Genomic DNA, 16,234 nt, shown 5'->3' with positions numbered 1-16,234 from the left:
TGAAACCCCGTTTCGAAGAGCTTGGTCGGGTTGCTGTTTTTAGGGCAGTTTAGTGAAAACAAGCCCAAAGCCTTCCGCTTAAGGCCAAATCATCTTCTGGTAGAAAAGTAAAAAAGCAGCTTTCTGGCCTGTTCCTGTCTGCCGAAATTTCCTTCGTTTCCTTGGTCAATTGTCAAACGTGCTTTTAGGAAAGCTAAACTGCTTGTTCCCAGAGGGGTGGCGTGAGAGGGCTTGTGAATATTGCAAAAGATGAATATACATTAAATCTGTGAATTTGCAATTTATTTAATAAATTTGTCCAAGTGCAAGAAGTTGGATTATAGCTATTTAATAAACCATAGAAAAGTATTGCCCTGCTAAAAATCAGGCGAAGGATTTTCTCATTTAAGATGCCTGAGAAATTGAATTTAATAAAAGTAATACCAGTATATGTCTACTATTTATCAGGCTATCAATCAGCGCAATATTATTGGATTAATACTCCAGAAAGTGGCTCAGTAAACTGGAGGGATGTACATGAAAATACGATTACTACTCTTCTTCCTCCTTTTATTTAGTTCAGTAACGTTTGGTCAGGTAGCTCCGGCTTTGAAGTCGTTGCAGCGGGTGTCTGTGGCGGCAGGGGCGGGCTATGAGAACAAGGGCAATAGCAAGGTAGACAAACGGGTATTGGCCGCAGGCTCTGCGTCGCAGGAGACCCTGGCTGAGATAGAGAGAGTCTATTCCGAACTGAAGCGGCAGCAGCCGGCAAAGGTATTATCCGGGGCTGCGCTCTCGGGGGCGAAGCTTTTGCCGGGCGTGTACCGGGTAAAGGGGAATGCCCACCTGCAAAAATCGCTGGAGCTGGAAGGCAGCAAATTCCCCAATGGCGTCTTTGTCTTTCAGGTGGAGGGCGACCTAACGGTTGATCCGGCGGTGCGTGTTGAGTTGCGGCAGGGAATCCGGGCCAAGAACGTGTTCTGGCAAGTTGCCGGGAAGACTACCCTGGGCGCTCAAAGTGCTTTCAAAGGCACCGTGGTGGGCGCAGGAAACATTACGGCCGCAAAAGAAGCCGCCATTGAAGGCAAACTATTCAGCACCGCTGGTCTGGTGTCTCTTTCCAGCTCCAAAGTAACTGAACTGGGATCTGAGAATATCTCTGATCTGGAGGTAACGCACGTGAAAAGCGAGGGCCCTTACGGGTTAGGTACGGTGGTAACGTATACCGTTACCTTGAAGAATCTTGGTCCGGATGACGAGAAGAATGTCTTCCTGAATTTTGAAACCACTTCCGGGCTCTCCTTCCTGAGTGCCACCACCAATATGGGGTCTTCCTTTGACGAGGTAAGGAGGGAGTGGATTATCCGGGAATTCCCGAGCGGCTCTCAGGCTACGTTGGTGGTGCGGGCCAGCATCATTAAAACGGAATTCTCCACTGCCATCATCACCGCAACGGGTGACGGAACAGACCCCAACATCAAGAACAACAGCTCTGAATCCACTATCTGCGCCACGCCTTCCAAGCCCGGAGCCATCAGTGGTAGCTCCTCGCTTTGCGTCAATTCCTCCGGAAACGTTTTTTATATAGAGCCCTTGGCGGGAACCCGTAAATACACCTGGACCCTACCCCCGGGCTGGACCATCACCTCGGGGCAGGAAACCAACAGCATTACTGTTTCAACCGGCGGGGCCGAGGCTTCGGGTACGGTGGCGGTACGGGCGGTGAACGCCTGCGGCGATGGCCCCGATGCTGTGCTGGCGGTGAGTACCGTATCTTTTCCTCCTCCCATGCCGTCGTCTATTTCAGGGCCGGTAGAGGCTTGTTTAGGGCAGCGAGGTATCACCTACTCCATTAATCCGGTGGCCAGTGCCGTTTCTTACACCTGGGAAATACCCGTTGGCTGGACCGTCGTGCGCGGGCAGGGAACACCTTCCATCACCGTGAATGCCGGCACGCAAAGCGGAAAGGTAAAAGTAACGGCTGAGAATGCCTGTGGTAAAAGCGCCAGCAGTGAGACGCAGGTGACCATTGCTCCCGCCGCTCCTCAAACTCCCGATCAAATCACGGGAGCCGGGCAAGTCTGCGCCAATACAAATAACGTGATCTATGAGGTGGCGGCCGTTGCCAATGCCACCAGCTATACCTGGGTGGTGCCAGCCGGTTGGAGCATTGTGAGCGGACAGGGAACTGCCAGAGTGGTGGTGCAAGCCGGAGCCTCCGGAGGACAGGTGACGGTACGGGCGCAGAACAGCTGCGGAACCAGCGGTGCCGCCTCTTTGCCAGTCTCTATTTCTTCAGCGGTTCCCACCGTAGGGCCTATCTCCGGCGATGTCTCTATCTGTTTGTCGAATGCAGAGGTGACGTATTCCATTGAGGAAGTGGCCAACGCTACCAACTATACCTGGAGTGTTCCGGCGGACTGGCGGCTTCTGTCTGGGCAAGGCTCCAGAAGGATCAACGTCAAAGTAGGCTCCAGCGGCGAAGTGAGACTAGTGGCGTCTAATGCGTGCGGGGCTGGAACAGCGGTAACGTTGAAAGTAGCCGTGAGCTCAGGACCACCAGTCATCCCTTCCGTTATTTCAGGAAATAACGCGCCTTGTAACGGACAGGCAGAACTTGTTTACTCCATTGCCTCTGGTGCAGTTGGGACTGACTATACCTGGACGGTGCCCGAAGGCTGGGCCATCGTGGCCGGGCAAGGAACCCAATCCATTACTGTGAGAGCGGGTGCCACGGCCGGTTCTATCTCCGTGTTCGGGACGAATGGCTGTGGTAATGGCCCGGTAAGAACGCTATCCGTCACTCCGGCCATTACGCCTCCCGCAGCTCCGGCTTCCATTGCCGGTGAAACTGTGCCTTGTACGGGGGGGCAGCAAACGTATACAGTGCCCGAGGCAGTAGCAGGGCTCACATATACTTGGTCACTTCCGGCGGGTTGGAACATCGTCTCCGGGCAGGGGACAAGCACCCTAACAGTGCGGGCCGGAGCAACTGGCGGCCAGGTGACGGTGACGGCAAGCAACAGCTGCGGGCTTAGCGCCTCGGCCCAGTTAGCGGTTACGCCTACTTCGGGCGTGCCGGCATTAGCCGCTTCCATTCAGGGAGAGGCGGGTGTTTGCGCCAATGCCAATCAACTTACCTACAGCATTTCTTCTACCAATGCCGCTTCTTCTTTCCAGTGGCAGGTTCCTGCGGGTTGGGCTATCCTGAGTGGTCAGGGAACATCTGAAATTAAAGTTAAAGCGGGTACAAACGGTGGCAACATCCAGGTGTCGGCTAGGAATGGATGTGGGCAGAGCACCACCCGTTCCTTACCCGTGACCGTCTCTTCTGCTCTTCCGGCAACGCTGGGGCAGATTACGGGTCCGGTTAACTTATGCGCCAATGCGGGGGAGGTAACCTATTCAGTAAGTGCCGTCACCGGAGCTACTTCGTATACCTGGTCAGTGCCTTCTTCCTGGACCATTGTTCGGGGGCAGGGGACTACCTCATTGGTGGTGCGGGTAGGTGCTACGGCAGACAGAGTACAGGTTACGGCCAGCAATGCCTGCGGTGCCAGTGCCGCATCCAGTTTGGCCGTGAATATGTCGCTTGCAGCACCGGCAGCCATTGGCGGTATCAACGGCGAGAAAGCTTTCTGTTTTTCAACGGCAACACGCACGTACAGCGTGGCAGAGAACGAGGGCGTGAAAACGTTTACCTGGTCTGTCCCTACCGGATGGGCAATTCTGTCTGGGCAAGGAACGCGTTCTGTGAGTGTGCGGCCCGGCACCGCCGGAGGGTACCTGAAAGTAGTGGCCTCTAACAATTGCGGCACCAGCGCAGATTCCACCAACATCACCGTATCTCAGCCGCTCGCCACAGCTCCATCCGCTATAACTGGACCTAGAACCGCTTGTTCCACAGAGGAATCCTTGAGCTATGCTGTAGAGGCGGTGCCTGGTGCCACGCAATACACGTGGGCTGTGCCGGCCGGATGGCAAATCTTAGGTGGTCAGAATACGAGAAGCATACAAGTAAAAGCAGGTGCCGGAGCAGGAATCATCTCTTTGGTAGCCGCCAATGCATGTGGCGCCAGTGCTACGGTCCGGCTGGAGGTTTCGTCCCAGACAGTTCCTGCTTTACCCACGGGCATTATAGGAGAAACCAACCCATGCGGGGGCGGTGCGGAGCAAACCTACAGCGTACGGAATCCAGTAGCGGGCATGACGTACACCTGGGAGGTACCTGCAAGCTGGCAAATTGTTTCCGGGCAAAGCACTAGTAGCCTAGTCGTGAAAGTGAGCAATACCGGCGGAACAATCTCGGTAAAAGCCACGAATAGTTGCGGAACCAGTGCCAGCCAGATGTTGGTGGTTGCACCTTCGGTGTTCAATCCGGCCACGGATGCTATCCAGGGAAGTACCGGCCTTTGCTTTGAAACTACCCAGAAGTATTCAGTGGCTGCAGCTGCGGGAGCAACGGGCTATCAGTGGCAGGTGCCTACCGGCTGGACTATTGTAAGCGGGCAGGGTACCAGAGAAATTCAGGTGAAAGCCGGAACTGGGGCTGGAGAGATTTCGGTGAATACCCAATACAGCTGCGGAGCAACCAACCGGAGAGCCTTAGCGGTGTCGGCCGGAGTGAACAACCTGGCCGCACCGGCAGCCATTACCGGTAACAGAGGCGTATGCGCCAACGAGAGACAGCTGACGTACACCATTCAGCCGGTGACGGGCGCTACTTCCTATGAATGGAGGGTTCCGGCCGGTTGGACCATCACCACGGGTCAGGGAACCACTTCCATTACGGTACAAGCCGGAACCACTGGCGGGCAAGTAACGGTAGCGGCGAAGAACGTATGTAATACCAGTGCCGCGACATCGCTGGCGGTAAGTATTTCCAACAATTCTCCCTTCGCGTTAGGCGCCATCACCGGTCAAACTGTTAGCTGCGCCACTACCCGGGTAACGTACCAGGTTGCCGCCAATGCCAATGTGAACACCTATACCTGGATAGTGCCTACCGGCTGGACCATCGCCGCGGGGCAGGGCACCAACGCGATCACGGTGATTCCGGGTGCTGCTGGCGGAGCCGTGAGTGTGACCGGCGTAAACGGATGCGGGGTAAGATCAGCGGTGAGCTCGTTGCAGGTTCAGGTGCAGAAAGACCTTCCGTTGAGACCTGCGGCCATCCAGTCGCTCGCTTCGGCCCTTGCGCCTTGTGTGGGTCAAACGGGGCTGGTTTTCAAAATTGAGGCTGTAAACGGCGCTTCTGTTTACGAATGGTCCGTGCCTTCGGGTTGGGTAATCACCGGTGGGCAGGGAACCACCACCTTGACCGTCACAGCCGGAAGCACAGCCGGGCAGATAAGTGTGATAGCTAAAAACGCCTGCGGGCAGAGCGAGAGCCGGACCGTGGCAGTTGCCCCAAGCACGGGAGCACCAGTCCTCAACGGCGAGATCATCGGGAACGCGACTATCTGCGCCACCGCCGGAGCCGTTACCTACAGCATCACCGGTTCTGGCGCTACACAATATATCTGGACAGTACCCGCCGGTTGGACTTTTGAATCTGGACAGAATACCAATACTATTTCAGTGATCCCCAACAGCACCGCGGGTACTATCAAAGTGAAAGCCCAGAATGGCTGCGGACTCAGCGTAGAGAAAAGCCTGCTGGTAACGCCAACGGTAGTGGATGCCATGAAACCCGGCGTGATCAAAGGACCTATTGCCTTCTGTTCCTCTGCTGAGCAACGGGTGTACACCGTTTCGCAGGTTGCCGGTGCGGTTTCGTATGAATGGAATGTGCCTGCCGGGTGGCAGATCATCAGTGGGCAGGGTTCTACCAGCCTAACGGTGACCACCCAGGCCGGGGCCGGTTTGGTGAGCGTGAAAGCCGTGAACCCCTGCGGCGGCACCGCCGATGCTTCTTTGTCTGTGACGGTAGCGCCCGCTTTAGGAGTAGCTCCGGTCATCAGCGATGAAAGCTCGGCGTGCGTGGGCAACCAGTTCTCGGTGCCAGCAGTTTCCGGGGTGTCGTACAAATGGAGCATCGTTTCAGATCTTCCGGGTTGGTCCATCACCTCGGGGCAGGGCACAAACAAAATCACCGTCAAAGCACCGGCCAATGCGCCATCGGCCACCGCGAAAGTCACCGTGGAAGCCAACAACGGCACCTGCTCTACCACCTCGACTTCGTTGGATGTCACGCCGAAATACCTGGCACCGGAGCTGCACGTCCCTAACGTGTTCTCTCCCAACAATGACGGCAAAAACGATGTGTGGGTGGTGCAGAACCTGTTGGAGTACCCAGAGAATGAACTGGTGATCCTGAACCGCTGGGGCAGTGAAGTGTACCGCGTGAAGAAATACACCAACAACTGGACCGGCGGCGGCCTAGCCGAAGGCACCTATTATTACGTGCTGCGGGTGCGCCTCTGCGAAGGCCAGGACGTGACGCACAAAGGATACGTAACCATCATGCGCTAAGGGAAAGAAGAAAATGAAGAAAGCGATACTATCTTTTCTGGCGCTGGTGGCGTGCCTGAGCATGCCCCGGGTAGGAATGGCGCAGCAAGATCCGCAGTTCACGCAGTACATGTTCAATGGCTTGCTGTTGAACCCGGCGTACGCGGGCAGCAAAGGCTTCACCAGCCTCAGCGGCTCGCACCGGAGTCAGTGGACCGGGCTGGAAGGAGCGCCCGTGAGCCAGACCCTGAGTGTGGATGGCAACCTTACCCGGAAACTGGCGGCGGGGTTCATCATTTCCAATGATAAGCTGGGCGCGCAGCGGTTCACCGAGATTTCCTTTAACTCAGCGGTGCGTATTTCCCTGAGCCACGCCACCCGCCTGGCGGTGGGAATTTCCCTGGGCGCCACCCAGCAGACGTTGGACGGCACAAAACTGGACCCCGCGGAGCGCGATGATATGGCCATCCCGATGGGGGTTGAAAGAGCTGTGAAGCCCAATGGCCGCGTGGGGGCATACCTGTACAGCACCCGGTTCTATACCGGCGTTTCGTTGGGCAACGTGGTGTTCTTCAAAGATGACCTGCCCACCGATCCAAAGCCGCACTTGTTTCTGACCTCCGGTGGCGTGTTTGACCTCAGCCGGAAGATGAAGTTCAGGCCCAGCATTCTGCTCAAGGAAGACTTCAACGGCCCGGCGGCCCTGGATTTAAATACCTTTTTGTTGTTCAACGAGCAGATCTGGCTGGGAACCTCCTTCCGGACCACGCTGAACATCTTCAACAACCGGGCCTTCGCTACCAATACCCGTCTGGGCAATGCCCTGGCTGTTTTGCTGGAACTGCATCCTTCGCCGCTCATGCGGGTGGGCTATTCCTATGACTTCTCGCTGAACAAACTGCGCAATTACTCCAGCCATGAAATCTCGCTGGGCTATAATTTTTTGAAAAAGAAGTATGGGCGTATGTTGACTCCGCGGTACTTTTGATCTGATTGATGTCGTACACCTAGAAAGCTGTTTTAGGGCTGTTTTTCAGAAAATGGCCCCAAAGCAGCTTCTTTATCCACCAACTGGTGCAAGAACTGGAATTGTGAAGATTATTTCCCTCGTATTACTGCTTTGCCTTACTTTCTGGGTTTCCCCTCTTAAAACGCAGGCCCAGGCAAACCCAAGCAAGGCAGACAAGCACTACAACAACTTTGACTACGCGCTGGCGCTGGAGGAATACCAGAAGCTGCTGGAGAAAGGACAGCCCACGCTCCACCTCACCGAGCGCATTGCCCACTGTTACCGGCTCATCAACCAGCCCGGTGCCGCCCAGTTCTGGTACCGGCAGGCGCTGGGTTTCCCCGGCTCGGCGCCCGTGAACCTGTTTTACTACGCCAATGCCTGCCGCCAGAACGGCGAATACACTACCGCCAAAAAGAACTACTTGCTGTTTGCCGATCTGGAACCCGCCCGGCGAGACGAGGCCCTGAAGCTGGCCCAGGCCTGTGACCTGGCCATGGCTTGGATGGACCGCCCGCTGGGGATAGACGTGATCCCGGACAGTACGCTCAACACCACGTTTGCTGATTTCAGCCCGGTGTTCTACCGTGAGGGGCTGGTGTTTTCCTCGGACCGCGGGCGCAGCCAGAACGGATCAGACCAGAAAGTGTACGGCTGGACGGGCACGCCCTACCTGCAACTTTACTACGCCGAGCGGAAAGGGCCCAGCTCCTGGGGCGAGATCAAACCCATGGAGAAATCCATCAACACGCAGTTCCACAACGCCATCGCCACGTTCTCGCCAGATTTCAACGAGGTGTTCTTCACCCGCACCAAGCGCGTGAAAAACCGGGTGCTGCCCGAGGAGCTTCGCACCGAAAGCAACTGGCAGCGCTACTCCAAAAGCGAGGAGTTCATTAACCGGCTGGAGATTTACAGCGCCTCCTTCAGCAAAGGGAAGTGGCAAGACGTGAAAGCGTTTCCGTTTAACCAGGGCGAGAACTACTCCGTGGGCCATCCTGCGCTCTCGCCCGACGGCAAGCTCCTGTACTTTGTCTCTGACATGCCCGGCGGCCACGGCCAAACCGATATTTACTTCAGTGAGCGCCAGCCGGACGGCTCCTGGTCTACGCCTGTGAACGCCGGCCCCACCATCAATACCAGCGGCAAAGAGGTGTTTCCCGTGGTGCACCCAGACGGCACGCTGTATTTCTCCTCAGACGGGCACATGGGCATGGGCGGCCTGGACATTTTCTCCGCCGAGGGGAGCCGCACCAGCTGGAGCACCCTGGAGAACCTGTATTACCCGTTCAACTCCCCGCGCGACGATTTCGGGCTGATTTATGAAAAAGACGGCAAAAGTGGCTACCTGTCCTCTAACCGTGAGGGCGATGCCGGTTCTGACAACATCTATCGGTTCAAGCCCACCGAGATTCCCTGTAAGCTGTCTGGGGTGACCTACGCCCGCATCCCCAATAAAAACGGTCGGGCCCGTCAGGTACCGGTAGGGAAAGTCAATCTGGAGGTGATTGTAAACGGTGATACGTCTAGCCCGCTGCAGTTGGAGACCGATGAAAGCGGTCGCTTCCTGTTTGCCGTGAACGCGAACCAGACCTACACCATCCGGGGCAGCAAGAAAGGCTATCTCACCCGCACCTTCCACGTTCAGCCCGACTGCCGCAAAGTCACCGACACCGTGCAAATTGAAATGGTGCTGGACCGCGACACGCCCAACCAGGCCATTGTGCTGGAGAACATCTACTATGACCTGGACAAACACACCCTGCGGCCCGAGTCCATTGTGGAGCTGGACAAAGTGGTGGGCATGCTGCGCGACAACCCCACCATCCGGATTGAGCTGAGCTCCCACACCGATAGCCGCGAAAGCCATAAGTACAACCTCATGCTGTCGCAGCTGCGCGCCGCCAGTGCCGTGAAGTACATCATCTCCCAGGGCATAGAACCCAAACGCGTGGTAGACAAAGGCTACGGCGAAACCAAACTCCTGAACCGCTGCAAAGACGGCGTGCCCTGCTCTGAGGACGAACACCAGGTCAACCGCCGCACCGAGTTTAAGATTCTGAAGTAACCCGTTTCGGGGCCGTTTTCAAGAAACCGGGCTAAAAGCAGACAGCGCTTTTAGCCCGGTTTTTGTTTATAAGGAGGTGTTGAGGGATTTCCTTAAGGTTAAACTTTAGTACCATTTAAACTCATTTGCCAGCGGACTTACTGACGCAAGTGTCTGCTTGCGCCTTTATTTTGGGGCTACTTTTCAGAAATCGGCTTAAAAACAGGAGCTGATCCATTGACGATGTGCAAGCGGATGCCTGAGTTTGCAAAGGGAAATTCTAATCAGAAGAAGTGCAGTGGATGATGCTTAATTTAGAGCTTTTCCTCCAGCCACAGAAATCCCAGCAGCGAAACCAGCACACTCCCGATGAGCCACAGCGAAACCGGTTCTTCTCGTTTCAACCCCAGGGCTTTACTTGAAGGATGAACTTGTGAGGCAGCGCGGAGGAGAGCTTGCCGCTGTGTTTGTAGCTTCTGCGTAGTCCAGCCCGCGGAAGCATGGATGTAGACCGGGACCCTAGTCTTCTTGTTCAGGGTTAACGTTTGCCAACCGGATGATTGCGGCCAGATCATGCCGGTCGCGTAGGAGTTGTCCGGTGCATCCGTTTGGCGGTAAATAGCAGGCTGAACCTTGGCGTTACCGGAAGTGAACGAAGCATTGGTGAGCGGAACGGAGGACACAAACGTCACCGGCTGATGTTCCTGGAAAGGTCTATCAGTAGAGGCGAAGGTGACCGGTACCGCTTCCTCAGGTTTAGCCAATGCCGTCAATATGGTGGCCCAATACTGCTGGTATAGCGTTTCTTTTCCTTCCAAGGCCAGCGGAAACGTCTCCGGCACCAGACTGATGCCCACTTGTCCCAGCCCTTTCCGGTAGTGCACCACCAGCGCCTGCGTGGGTTTCTGTTCCCAAGCCAGCGCCTGCTGGCCTTCTTTGGGTTGCAACACGGCGTTGGAAAGCGGAAGCACCGGAGATGTGCCGGTTTGCTTCGCCCAGCGTACGGCCCCGTTTCGGGCCTGTTTTTCAGAAATCGTCCTGAAAACGGCTTCGGTGAAGAAGGGTACGGCTTTAGTGGTTTGCGGCGAAACGGAGGTCAATACTCCCAGGCCTTGCTGCCGGACTGCCTGCTGCAAGGCTTGTTTCTCTCCGCCGCTGAGGCGTTGCAGTGTCACGTCATCCAGCAGGACCACGTCAAATTTCTGGAGCAAAGAAGGCGTAAGCCGATTGAGGGTAAGAGCGGGAAGATTGACCAGTTCGGTGGCGTAAATGTCTTTGCTCATCTGGCTGCGCAGGGCTACGCTGTGACCTTGTTGGGCCAAGGCGTTTTTCAGGAACTTGCCTTCAAACGACGGGGCCGAGGACAGGAGCAACACGCTCAGGCGGCGCGGGGCCTGCACCACCACGGGTACGTCTTCCTGCTGCACAGAATCATCGGCGTCTTTCCAGCGCAAGTTGTACACAAACTGCCCGGCTGCCTTAGGCCTGAACCGAAGGGCAAACGGCTGATCTACTCCCTTTCTGAGCTCCACAGAGTCCCGTGGTTGACCGGCGGCCTGCAGAAATAAGTTGACCGGTTGCGTTGCTGTTCCGTGAAAGGTGCCCTGCACCAGCACTTCTTCGCCTAACGTGATCTCCGGCGACCAGGAAGCAGCCAGAACCCCGGCAGGCAAAGGCGAAAAATGCGGCACCAGACGCACCCCGGAAAGAGCGACTATTTCTTCGGCCGGAAGGCCGTTGCCCAGCACATGCAAGGTCTTCACCGCCGGGTGTGCTTGCCGGAAGGACGTAAGATCAGGCACCGCTTCGGCTCCGTTTGCCTTCGTCTCAAATCCATAGACCTGCGGGCGCGGACGAAGCGTTTTCATCAGGGCGCGGAGCGTATCAGGGGAGTAGCCTTCTGTTAACAGAATCGCCTCGGAGGCATTGTAGGAGCGGGTGAGGTGCGGTGGCGCGAGCAGCAGGACCAGGCAAGCCACCACGCCCCAAGTGGCCAGCAACCGCCAGATAAGCCGACGGCGGTCTGGGCGGCGCACCGCCAGCCAGGAAAACCAGGCGCCCAGCAGCCCCGCAAACACCAGAAGAAAAGGCAACGAAAGGTTCATGGTTAGTTCAGCCGGTTAAAGTAGTCCTGCGCCAGTTTCTTGGGTGCCCCGGAAGACACCGGTTTTTGGGCCGTTTTAACAAAAACGGGCAGAAAACGGTGCAGGGCGGCTTCTACCCGCGTAAGGCAATCAAAGCACAGCGGACGCTCTGCCCGGATGTCCTGCGTCAGCTTCCGGAGGTCTTGCAGGGCGCGCAGGTACGCGCCGGGTTCCCGCACGGCGGCTTTCCCCAGTTCCTGACCAGCCAGCTCCAGCAAAGCGGCATCAGCGGAAAGAGGCGATCTGCCTTGGCGGAGCTGGCTTACGCGTTGCAGCGCCTGCCGCACCACCATGGCGGTTTCCGTGGGTTTTTCTTTCCGCTGGGCTTCTACCGGCTGCACTTTGCTCAGGTCACCAGTGAGGCGTTTTTCGGGTTCTTTGAGCGGCGGCGGCTCAAAACCACTTTTCTTCAAGTACACCCGTGATTTCTGCTGCACGTCTTTGAGCATGCGCAGCGCCTTGTACTCAAACGGCAGCGCTTCCTTGGGCCGCGCAGTGCGCAGCCTCAGCTCCGCCTCCCACATCTGGGCCAGCGCGCCTTTCAATTGCGCCTTGATGGCTGGTTCAAAAAACGTGGCGGCTTCTTCCTGATCGTGCTTATGCAGGTACGGGTCCAGCAGTTCGCCCATCTTGGTTTCGTGCTCGCTGCTTCCTTGCTTGGGCGAATGGTCATGGCCGTCGTCCATAGTGTGTCCTTCGGCTAGTTCTGGCGGAAGGGCGGCGGCCCCGATGTTCGATTCAAACTCTTCGCCCAGGAACTTGCCGTAGCGCAGGCGCAGCAATTTCTGGTCTACCCCGATGTTGTTGGACCGCTCCTGAAAAACGGCCGGCGTGAGGCCCTTCTGCTCCTGAATCAGTTTCTCGGTGTCAATGATGATCTGGCGCTGGCTCCGGAAATACTCAGGGTTGGGGTTCACGCCCAGCGAAAGATCATCCATGGTTTCCACGATGGTGGTGTCCTCAATCTCTACCAGAAACGCCTCGGTGCGGGTGTAGCCCCGGTGGTTGTCATAGGCCTGCAGGTAAAAATACAGTTCATCGCCGTAGGTCATGCCCAGGGTCTTCAAATTCAGGGTTTGTTTCAGCTGCAACTGGCGCGGCTGGCCGCTGAACGAAAGCTGAAGCGGAATGCGCTGCTCCCGGAACTTCACGGCCTCTCCCTCGCCCTGGGCCACGGTAGCGATTAAATCAGCGGACCGAAGACCGTAGTCATCCCGCAGGGTCGCCTGCAAGATCACCCGCTGCGGTTCCCCGAAGAGGATCTCGGTGTACTGCTTAGGTTGCTGCACCGCTACGGAAGGCGCTTCGTCTGGAATTACTTCTATGGAATAGAAATCAGAGGCCTGCCCGTTGATCCGGAGATGGTACAACGCCGCTTGCGTGACCGTGATGGAAGTGGTATAGGTGTCTTGCTGCCTCGCCACCGGCCGGAGATTGATCGCTTTCTGGTTGCTTAAAATCAGTTGCAGCGAAGACACCGCCGCATTGGTTTGAAGGGTGAACGTGACCTGTGCGCCCACTTCGGCTTTGAAGGAGGGCGTGGTGACGGCGTAGGGAGCTTTGCGGGTGTAAGCGGGGGGCGTAATCTTGAGGTGCATCTGCTCAATGGCCGGCAGAATGGCTTTGGGCTGCGCAACGGGCGTCTGTACCTCCGCGGAGTTACCCGCGTCGGCAGAAGCCGTTTGATTCAGTTGCCGAGGCGAAACGGGCAGAAACCAGATCGCAATTGCCAGCAACGCTCCCACTAGTAAGAAGATTATCCCGCTTTTGTACTTCACCGGCGAGGCTTCTTCCGGCGGAATCTGCGCCAGGACCGCCGCTACGCGTTGGCGCTGGAGTTGAGGAAGTAAGCCCAGTTGCTCCTCGGGTTGCAGCAACAGCTCGGTGCTTTCTTCCAGTTGCGGGAATTGGCGGTTCAGGTGCCGGGCAATTTTGAGCAGGTCAGTTTTCTGCTGCAGTTCGCGCCAGCGCCAGGCCTGTAAACCCAAGGTCAGCAGCATCAGGAGAAGCGCGGCGGTCACGCCTCCAATTCCTCCGCGGTAGGTCCACACCGCCAAAGGCAGCAACATGCCCAGTTCCTGCAATGCCAGCAGCCCGGCCTTCCGGCGGAGGTACTGCGCCCGCACGTGCATAAGCACCGGGGCCGAAGGGGAGATATGGGAGGTCAGGTGAGGCAACGTTCTGGGGGATGAATGTTAAATGTACACGATATCAGGCACTAATCCTTGTGCGGCGGGTGGCCAGCCACCGCTCCAGCGTCAGCAGCACCGCCATCAACGCGACCAGCCAGGGTTCTATATCCAGCAATTCTTCTGTTTTAGGGCTGTTTTCGGGAATCGGGCCGGTAAACGGACGGGGACGTTCCAGGTCTTGCTGTAAGGTGCGGGTGTCAAATTGCGTGCGCCAGGAAGTTTCCTGGGGGAAGAGCAGCCGAAGGAGCAGTTCGGGGAAGTGTCCATTATTGGGCAAGGCATTCCAGGTGGGGTGAAAGCGGCTGTAGAAACGGTAGTGCGTCTGTTGGTCTTTGATCTCCTGAGTCAGCAGCGGCTGCCCGAAACCGTCTTTCCAGAGGACATCGACGGCTAACGTTTGGGGAGCGGAGGTGCGTTGGTGCAGCGACACGGGTTGCGCACTGCCCGGTACTTGCGCCCAACTCTCGGTTTTCTGGACCGGAACGCCGCCGGGAGCGTCTTGCAGCGTTTTCAGGCGCTTTTCCGGAAAACGGGCCAGAAACGGAGCCAGGGGTTCATCGCTTAACCAGAAAACCCAGTCCGGGGCGGAATCGGGCAAGGCTTGATCCTCAGAAGAGACGAGCAACTGATAGGCCGCGCCTTGGTAGTCCAGAGCGGTTTGCAGGGCGGCGCGTACGTACCGGACATCGGCTTGCCGCGATTTCCCGTAGCGCACGAGCACCTGGAGCGGCTGTTTGGAAAGGCCGATGGTGTTTTGGGCGGCATCCATCAAGGTCAGGGAATCTGAAGTGGCGTGAGAAGTGAACTGGACGGCGGGCGCGTGAGGCACCGTGATGGTTTGCCCCGAGACGGGTTTGGCGACTTTCCGCTCCAGAAACGTCACTTCCTGTCCGTCACTTTTCCCGAACCGCAGCAGCAGTTGTCCGGCGGTGGTGTAGTAGGCTTCCTGCAGCCAGGTGTTGGTTTGGGGCGCGCTCACGGGAATCCAGGTGAGGCCGGAACGCAGGGCGGGGAACTCGCCGCGGTGGTGCCGGAGCAGATCGGTGGTGAAAATCCAGGCGCGGGCATCGGCGGGCAGACTTCGGTTGAGCACGCGCAGCATCGCCCAGGCGTTGGTGGAATCCGCAGAGAGGCTATCGGTTTGGAAGTTTTGGAGAGACGTTTCCTCGTTTAGGGGCAGTTTGGGAAAACCGGGCTGTAAACGGTGAATCTGCCAGCCTTTGAGAGCCAGAGAATCTACCGTGGCGGCTATCTGCGGAAGGTAACGGGGCTGAAAAAGCGCAGGGTGCAGATAGGCGTGTTTCTCGGGTACCGCGGGCACGTGGTGTTTCCAGCGCGGCTCAGCTAACAGCAGAGCAAGCAGCACCAAAAGGAGACAGCGCAGCAGCAACAGCCAGGGCTCAGAAAGGCGCAGGCTGCTGAGTTTCTTGCTCTCGGAGGGTTGGAGCCACCGAATGCTGCCCACCAGCACCGTACGGGGCGGTTTTTTATTCCATAAATGAATAGCAATGGGAACGGCCACGCTGGCGGCGGCCCACAACCATGCCGGGTTCAGGAACTGGAACAAAACTAAGAAAGCCGATTCAAAAGGTAAGACATAAAGCGCATCGCAGAACTGGTCTGCCCCGTCCAAGATAAAGACTGCGCGCTGAATATCCTATTATGCCAGTAACTGCCCCGGAAAAGGCTCGCGCTTAGCGTGCTGCCCCATTCTCCTGCGCCAGATGGGCTTTGAGGTACCGGTCATAGAGCATGATGGAACCCGCCGAGGCCACGTTCAGGGAGTTGGTGCCGGGCAACTGCACCAGGTAGTGGCACCGCGCCCGCACCGCGTTGGAGAGGCCGTGGTCTTCAGAACCCAGCAGGTACACGCACCGCTCCGGGTGCCCAAACTGCTCTACCGGTACGGCGTTCTCGTCCAGTTCCACGCCTACCAGTTGGCAACTGTAGGGCAAATGCTGGTAGAAATCCTCGAAGTCTGCGTAGTGGAACAGCGGCATCTCCTTCCAGCTTTTACCTGTGTCTGACGACTGCTTTTTGTACCGCCGCCCTACGGTGAAGATAAAACTGGCGCCCAGCAGCGAAGCCGACCGCCAGAGCGTGCCCACGTTGGCCTCGGTTTTGGGTTCGATGATGCCTATCCCGAAGTAGCCTTCAAATTGTGCCTTGTTTCTTGCCATGCTGCGGGCCTGTGTAAAAGTGGAACTGCCAACGACCGAGGCAAAGATAGCAGTACCGGTTTCCGTTTTAGGCTCCTTTTCTGAAAACAGGGCCAAAACCATTTTTAGCCTCCGCTTTACCGCCTTCTAAAACCTGACCACATCTGGACCAGCTGTCCAGAACTGGACAGTTTTGCGGAGGTGTTTTGTGTGTAATATTCTGATAATCAGATAATTAAATAGTGGCACGG

The 16,234-nt window shown here is 56.9% G+C and carries 7 protein-coding genes; 3 read left to right on the top strand and 4 right to left on the bottom strand.

The features are described 5' to 3' along the window. The first annotated feature begins 516 nt into the window (after positions 1–516). The 3 genes from H7U12_RS12970 to H7U12_RS12960 all read left to right on the top strand — a co-directional run bounded on the left by H7U12_RS12970 (position 517) and on the right by H7U12_RS12960 (position 9,509). Complete coding sequence (locus H7U12_RS12970) at positions 517–6,453, top strand: ice-binding family protein (protein ID WP_186638584.1); 5,937 nt, start codon at positions 517–519, stop codon at positions 6,451–6,453. 13 nt (positions 6,454–6,466) lie between these two features. After that, entirely contained in the window at positions 6,467–7,420 is a 954-nt protein-coding gene (locus H7U12_RS12965; protein ID WP_186638582.1) for a PorP/SprF family type IX secretion system membrane protein, read from the top strand. 103 nt (positions 7,421–7,523) lie between these two features. Beyond that, positions 7,524–9,509 carry an OmpA family protein gene (locus tag H7U12_RS12960; RefSeq protein ID WP_255897073.1) on the top strand — a complete coding sequence of 662 codons (1,986 nt, stop codon included), beginning with the start codon at positions 7,524–7,526 and terminating at the stop codon, positions 9,507–9,509. A 293-nt stretch (positions 9,510–9,802) separates the two neighbouring features. Here H7U12_RS12960 and H7U12_RS12955 read toward each other — a convergent pair whose 3' ends face one another. The 4 genes from H7U12_RS12955 to H7U12_RS12940 all read right to left on the bottom strand — a co-directional run bounded on the left by H7U12_RS12955 (position 9,803) and on the right by H7U12_RS12940 (position 16,004). Beyond that, positions 9,803–11,593: a hypothetical protein gene (locus H7U12_RS12955; protein ID WP_186638579.1), complete on the bottom strand. Its 1,791-nt coding sequence runs from the start codon at positions 11,591–11,593 to the stop codon at positions 9,803–9,805. Positions 11,594–11,595: 2 nt separating this feature from the next. After that, positions 11,596–13,809, bottom strand: coding sequence for a DUF4175 family protein (locus tag H7U12_RS12950; protein ID WP_186638578.1), 2,214 nt, complete (start codon positions 13,807–13,809; stop codon positions 11,596–11,598). Between the two features lie 34 nt (positions 13,810–13,843). Then, complete coding sequence (locus tag H7U12_RS12945; RefSeq protein ID WP_186638577.1) at positions 13,844–15,457, bottom strand: BatA domain-containing protein; 1,614 nt, start codon at positions 15,455–15,457, stop codon at positions 13,844–13,846. A 61-nt stretch (positions 15,458–15,518) separates the two neighbouring features. Further along, on the bottom strand, positions 15,519–16,004 hold the full coding sequence (locus tag H7U12_RS12940) for an RNA methyltransferase (RefSeq protein WP_186638576.1): 486 nt from the start codon (positions 16,002–16,004) through the stop codon (positions 15,519–15,521). Positions 16,005–16,234 lie beyond the last annotated feature (230 nt).

This window comes from Rufibacter sediminis (assembly GCF_014269285.1).
GTDB classification, from domain to species: domain Bacteria; phylum Bacteroidota; class Bacteroidia; order Cytophagales; family Hymenobacteraceae; genus Nibribacter; species Nibribacter sediminis.
The sequence above is the reverse complement of the archived record's forward strand: the minus strand, read 5'-3'. Positions and strand labels throughout refer to the sequence as shown.

What these genes read in the sequence shown, in the direction of transcription:
- H7U12_RS12965 (WP_186638582.1), top strand. Translation starts at nt 6,467, where the DNA reads ATGAAGAAAGCGATACTATCTTTTCTGGCGCTGGTGGCGTGCCTGAGC.
- H7U12_RS12940 (WP_186638576.1), bottom strand. Translation starts at nt 16,004, where the DNA reads ATGGCAAGAAACAAGGCACAATTTGAAGGCTACTTCGGGATAGGCATC.
- H7U12_RS12955 (WP_186638579.1), bottom strand. Translation starts at nt 11,593, where the DNA reads ATGAACCTTTCGTTGCCTTTTCTTCTGGTGTTTGCGGGGCTGCTGGGC.
- H7U12_RS12970 (WP_186638584.1), top strand. Translation starts at nt 517, where the DNA reads ATGAAAATACGATTACTACTCTTCTTCCTCCTTTTATTTAGTTCAGTA.